This window comes from Marinobacter sp. (genome assembly GCF_014859525.1).
Classification (GTDB): Bacteria; Pseudomonadota; Gammaproteobacteria; order Pseudomonadales; family Oleiphilaceae; genus Marinobacter.
Genome location: NZ_JACUUB010000110.1, coordinates 1 through 5978 on the forward strand (window position 1 = coordinate 1; position 5978 = coordinate 5978).

The 5978-nt window shown below is 57.8% G+C and carries 3 protein-coding genes; all 3 read right to left on the reverse strand.

From position 1 onward, the window contains the following. On the reverse strand, positions 1-978 hold a 978-nt coding region (locus tag IBX51_RS13955; RefSeq protein WP_291831904.1), incomplete at its 3' end, for a class I SAM-dependent DNA methyltransferase. Between the two features lie 22 nt (positions 979-1000). Beyond that, entirely contained in the window at positions 1001-2107 is a 1107-nt protein-coding gene (gene fic / locus IBX51_RS13960; protein WP_291831905.1) for a protein adenylyltransferase Fic, read from the reverse strand. A 172-nt stretch (positions 2108-2279) separates the two neighbouring features. Then, positions 2280-5807, reverse strand: coding sequence for a type I restriction-modification system endonuclease (gene hsdR / locus IBX51_RS13965; RefSeq protein ID WP_291831906.1), 3528 nt, complete (start codon positions 5805-5807; stop codon positions 2280-2282). Positions 5808-5978 lie beyond the last annotated feature (171 nt).

Sequence of the window (5978 nt, forward strand, 5' to 3'; positions counted from 1 at the left end):
GAACAGTACGTTGTCTGGCAGTACCACGGCGGCGCGGCCACCGGGTTTGAGGTTGCGGTAGATGTGCTGCAAAAAGGCCAGTTGTTTGTTGCTGGTTCTGTAGGTCAGGTCGTCCCGGGTGATGCTGGCATCGCCGCCTTTGCTGGTGCCAAAGGGCGGGTTGGCGAGGATCACATCGGCCTTTGCCAGCCCGGCGCCGGTCTGGCCCAGGGCGTTGCCCAGGTGCACCACGCCTTCGGCACCCCCTTCCATGCCGTGCAGCAGGCAGTTCATCAGGGCCAGGCGTCGGGTGCCCGGTACTAACTCGATGCCCACGTACGCCTGGGTGGTCTGGAAGGCTTTCTGCTCGGTGGTCAGGTCGTACAGGTCGTCGGTCTGGCTTTTGATGTATTCGTGGGCGGCAATCAGAAAGCCCGCCGTACCCGCGGCCGGGTCCTGGATACGCTCACCGGGCTGTGGTTTCAGGCAGTTCACCATGGTGTTGATCAGGGCGCGGGGCGTAAAGTACTGGCCGGCGCCGGATTTGGTTTCGTTGGCGTTCTTCTCCAGCAGGCCTTCGTACAGATCGCCCAGGCCGTCTTTCTGGGCGCTGAACCAGTCGATCTGGTCCAGGGTTTTGATCATCTGTTCCAGGTGGCGCGGTTCCCGCAGGCGGGTCTGGGCGTCAGCGTAGATGGCGCTGATCAGCGGGTCGTCGTGTACCAGCGTGCCGTCGCCGTCTTTGCCCGTGGACAGGCTGAGCAGGATGCGTTTGTAGTCGTTCAGCAGGTTGATACCGGATTTGCCGTTCAGGTCACTCCAGCGGCAGCCTTCTGGCAGCGGGTGCTTTTTCAGGGTGCCGGCTTCGGTGTTCTCGTGGACCATCTTGATGAACAGCAGCAGCACCAGTTCGGTGACGTAGTCCGAGTAGTTGATGCCGTCGTCCCGCAGAACGTCGCAGAGGTTCCAGAGTTTCTGGACGATGTCGTTGTTGGTCATGGTGCTCTCAGTGCTGAAGAATTCAGTGGTAAGGCTGAAGCTCGTTGCTATCGCTGGTCATCAGGCGCAGCAAACGCGGGTTGAGGAAAAGCTTTTCGTTGCCGGCAGTTTTCTCCTGCAGTACGCCAATCTCAACCAGTTGTTTCAGGTAACTGGAGGCTGTCTGCCGTTTGGCGATGTCTTTTTCGACCAGGTTGCTGATGCGGCAATAGGGCTGCTCAAAAATGGTCTGCACCAGTTCGTGGCTGTATATCTTGGGCAGTGCCTGCCTGACATGGTCTTCTGTGTCGGTTATCAGCTTGCGCATGGCGGCGATCTTCGCGCAGGTCCAGGAGGATACCTGTTCCACGCCGTTGAGCATAAAGATAATCCACTCCTGCCACTCTCCGGTGCGGGTAACCTGGGTCAGCAGCCGGTAGTAATCGTTCTTGTGCAGAACAATGTAGCGACTCAGGTAAAGAATGGGCAGGGTGAGTAGTTGTTGTTCGATCAGGTACAGCACATTGACGATACGCCCGGTTCGGCCATTACCGTCGTGGAAGGGGTGGATGGCCTCGAACTGGTAATGGCTGATAGCCATTTTGATCAGAGGATCCGTATCATCGTCTGAATGCAGATAGTTTTCCCAATTGGTGAGCAGGTTGCGAATAACCGTCTCGCCAACAGGAGGGGTGTAGATGGTTTCACCGGTTGCCTGATTGCCGATAATGGTTCCGGGCACTTTGTGGACATTCATATCTACGCCCTTCAGGGTGCTGCACACTTCAATAGCGGTACTGGAGCACAATGGCTTTTGCTGAAGATGTACGAAGCCCTCGTATAGTGCTGTCCGGTATCGGAGAGCCTCCTTCGTGGCTGGGTCGGCCCCTTGATCTTCCTGCGAATACTGAAACAGCTTGTCGGTGGTGGTGACGATGTTCTCGATCTCGGAACTGTCTTTGGCTTCCAGTAGCGGCAGCAGGTTTATAAGCAGCGATTGATTTGGAATCAGCTCTCCAGCTTGCTTAAGTTCAGCCAGTGCCGCCCGGGCGGGAATGCAGGCTTTGAGGATACCGAGAGTCTCCGTCGCTTCTTTGGCAGGCGGCAGAGGCGGTAATTGGTCATAGGGCTGATCCGGTCGCCAGGCCATGTTCAAATTCCTTCAAAATTTCGACATAGATGAGCATTTTGAGCAGTCTATGTTCATGCGGTAAACATAGCAATGATCTATATCGAAAAATCCAACAAAAATCGACATAGATTGAGCCTGTGTCGATGCGATAAACATGGTGCGTATGAGCTGCTCTATTCCGGCACCCAGCTCAGGCACTCCGCTCCGGCCACATCGCCTCGTTCAGTTCCTCCAGCACCGTATCCAGCTGTTGCCCCAGCACCTTGTCCATCTGCTTGGCCCCGCCGTCATCGGCAAAGCGATGGTTCACAAACTCCCGGTCGATGATGACTTCATGCACCAGCTGCTTGGCCAGCCGCTCCAACCATTTCCGCTGGTTCGGGGTCCAGCTGTGCTGGGTGTAGATGCGGTCCATGGCTTCGGCCACGCGCTGTTCGAACGGAATCAAGGCCTCGCCCAGGGCGGCGCGGCGGATGTAGCCGATGATGCTGGCGGCGATGTCTTTGTTGGTCTGGTTGCGCACGGCGCTTTGCAGGCGGGCTTCGGAGTAGCCGTGGTTGTCCAGCAGCAGTTTGACTTCCCGTAGTTGTTCCCGGGTGAGATTCCGGGGTTTGTTGACCACCACGGCCAGGGCGGCAGACTGGTTGAGTTGGTCTTTGATGAATCGATTGAATTCGTCCAGGTAATCTTCGGGCTTGTCGTACTGGCCGTAGTTCTGGCCTCGGTAACGTAGCTCATCATCGTGGTCGGAGATCAGCGGCATGGATTCGCTGCCAACCAGATGTTTCACCTCTGATAGTTGATAAATCAGGCTACTGTGCTGCTTGAGGAATTCCGAGGCCTGGCGCGGGCCGAGCTGATGCAGGTGGGTATGCAGGGATTTGGGTTCCACACCCCAGCTCTGGTGCAGTTCGTCCAGTTTCTGTTTCAGTGCCGGGCGGTTTTCGGCTTTGTTGTCGGCCTTGCGCAGCACTCGCATGAGTTTCTGGCTGAGCTGGCTGAGCACCACATCGGCCTGGCTTTCATCCGGCTGTTCGCTGGGGCTGTTGAGGGCTTTTTCCAGCTGTTCGTCGTCGGTGAGTTCGCCCACCAGTTGTTCCAGGGTGATGTTGGGGTCTTTCACCAGGGGCTTCATGGTGTTCACATCTTGCAGCGCGGCGTAGATGTCCACCGGGTCATAGATGCGGAACACGGTCTTGCCGATCTCATCACAGCGGCGGGTGGCGCGGCCGATCATCTGTTCGTACAGGATGCGTGAACGTATCCGGCGCATGAACACCAGGTTGCAGATGCGCGGCACGTCGATGCCGGTGGTCAGCAGGTCTACGGTGATGGCAATGTTGGGGTAACGTTCGTTCTTGTAGCGGCGGATGAGCTGATCCACCTTGTCGCTCTGGCCGGTGATCTTGGCGACCGCGGCTTCGTTGTAGCGGCCGTTGTACAAATCCTTGAAGGCTTTATCGAGCTGGCTTTTCACCATATCCGCGTGCAGATCGGTGGCGCAGAAGATCATGGTTTTCTCGTCGCCGAACGGGTCCAGCTCCTGTACCAGCTGTTCGCAGATGACCCGGTTGAAGTTCTCGTTGATCACGCGGCGGTTGAAGGCATCCACTTCGAAGTTGAGTTCGTCTTCCAGCTCTGTGGTGTCCACTTCTCCGGTCTGGCGGTTGATGACTTCGACTGGTTTGCCCTTCTCAAAGGTAATGCCGTTCTGGGTGAGCAGGGTTTCGTAGCGGATGGGCGGTTCGTGGTCGATCAGCCAGTCATCCGCCACGGCTTCCCGGTAGGAGTAGGTGTACACCGGTTTGCCGAAAATCTCGCTGGTGTGCTTGGCTGGGGTGGCGGTGAGGCCGATTTTGACCGCATCGAAGTAATCCAGCACCCGGCGGTAGCTGGACAGGTACTGGCTGGTGTCCCGCAGGGCCAGTTCGCCTTCGGTCATTTCCTGGTCCAGGGTGTAGCCCCGGTGGGCTTCGTCGATGATGATGCAGTCGAACTGGTCGATGGGCGGCGGGTTGTCGCTCATAAAGATGCGTTTGACCATGGCCTGTACCGTGGCCACCTGGATGCGGGTTTCCGCTTCGGCGGCCATATCGCCCAGCTCGGCCACGTTATAGATCTTGCTGAGGGTGTGGTTCTGTTCCAGTGGTGCTTCGTTGAAGGCGTCGATGGCTTGCTGGCCTAGTGCGGTGCGGTCTACCAGAAACAGGATGCGGTGGAACCGCTCGGCTTTCAGGAAGCGGTACATCAAGCCGATGATGGTTCGGGTTTTACCGGTGCCGGTGGCCATGGCCAGCAGGGCTGTTCGTACGCCACGGGCCAGGGCGTGTTCGGTGGCGACAATGGCGTTCTGTTGATAGTCCCGTAGTTTCAGGTAGCCGAAAGGCTCTTCCTTTAACAGCTTCTCGGCGTTTTCCTTATCCCGTTCCAACAAATCCAGCAGCCCGATGGGGGTGTGGAACTGCGGCAGTGCGCGGCGCAGGTTGCTGGGCTCGCGCACATCCCGGAACCAGGTGCCGGACTGTTCCGCCAGTTGCGGCACATAGGGCCGGCCGTTGCAGGAATACACAAAGGGCACGTGGTAATGGCCGCTTTCATCGGCAGGCCAGGCGATGGTACGGCCCATCAGTTCCCAGGCGCCGACTAACGGTGCGTCTACCTTGAAGCCTTTGCTGTAGCGTTCGGCCTGGCGGATTTTGCCGGCCACGTTGGTGTTCTCTTTCTTGGCTTCGACTACGGCGATGGGCGTAAGCCCGGCAAACAGCACGTAATCGGCCCGGCCCTTCTCGCCATTGTGGTTGGTGGGCCATTCGGCAATCGCGCGATAGGTGCCTTTCTCCGGGCGGGCGCCTTTCTGGAAGGTGATGTCCTGGCTGTCCGCTTCCCAACCGGCTTCCTGCAGTTGCTGGTCGATGAGAATGCGGGTGAGTTCTTCGTTCAGGACCAGCGTGTCGGTGGCGGCCTTTGCTCTCTTGGCTACCTGCTGGCGCTGCTGGTTAACAGTTTGTTCGCCCTGCTCCGTAAGCTGCTGTTGCAGGGCTTTGATCTTCTGCTCGTAGGCCTGCTGCTGTTGGCTCAGGGCCTGTTCGTGCTGGCGGGCCTGTTCCGCCAAAGCGCGGGATTCTTCATCCATGGCGAGCGCCAAGGCTTCGTATTCGGTTTTTTCTTTCTCAATCAGCTGGCTGAGCTGCTGGCTGCTGTCCAGCGCCATATTGGCGTGTTGCAGATCGTGCCGCAGTTTTTCGATATCGCCCTGAAGCTGGCGTAACTGGGCGCTGGGGTCGGCGGGCGGTACAAAGGGGCCTGGTTTGAAGCCGGCACCGGCTTTACCGAAGGAGCGGTGAAACCAGATGGCCAGGGCCCGCGCCACTTTCAGGCCGTCCATGGCTTCTTTGTGTTGGGTACGGAACTGGTGAGTGGCTTTGTTGCCCTCGACGCGCAGAATGTGGAACAGCTCTTTGATCTGCGGCTCCAGTCGCAATTCCCGGTTCAGGCGGTACAGCAGTTCGGACTGGCTGGTTTGCTCATCAAACTCGATGCCGGAGAGCGCGGCCAGGTGCTGGGCCAGGGCTTCGCCGAGCTGGCGGAGTTTGATCAGGGTGGTGTTGGGGTCACTGGCGAAGGCACGTTCGGCGGATTCGGCCAGTTCCACGAATAAAGAATCGTGCTCTGACAAAAACGAAAAGTTGCCGGATTTGAATTCCGTTGCCTTGTTCAATGTATCCCTCCGCGACAGTCTTACGGCAGAACATTAGCAGACTTATCAAGGATACAGAAATTCTGTCTGGTCAGGAGGATAGCGAAAGAACAGAAGACTATTGGCAAGAAAAAAGCGGGATAGTGGTCGGCGTGGCAGGATTCGAACCTGCGACCCCTTCGTCCCGAACGA

Excerpts from the sequence above, each read along its gene's own strand:
- fic (WP_291831905.1), bottom strand. The coding sequence starts at position 2,107 with ATGGCCTGGCGACCGGATCAGCCCTATGACCAATTACCGCCTCTGCCG.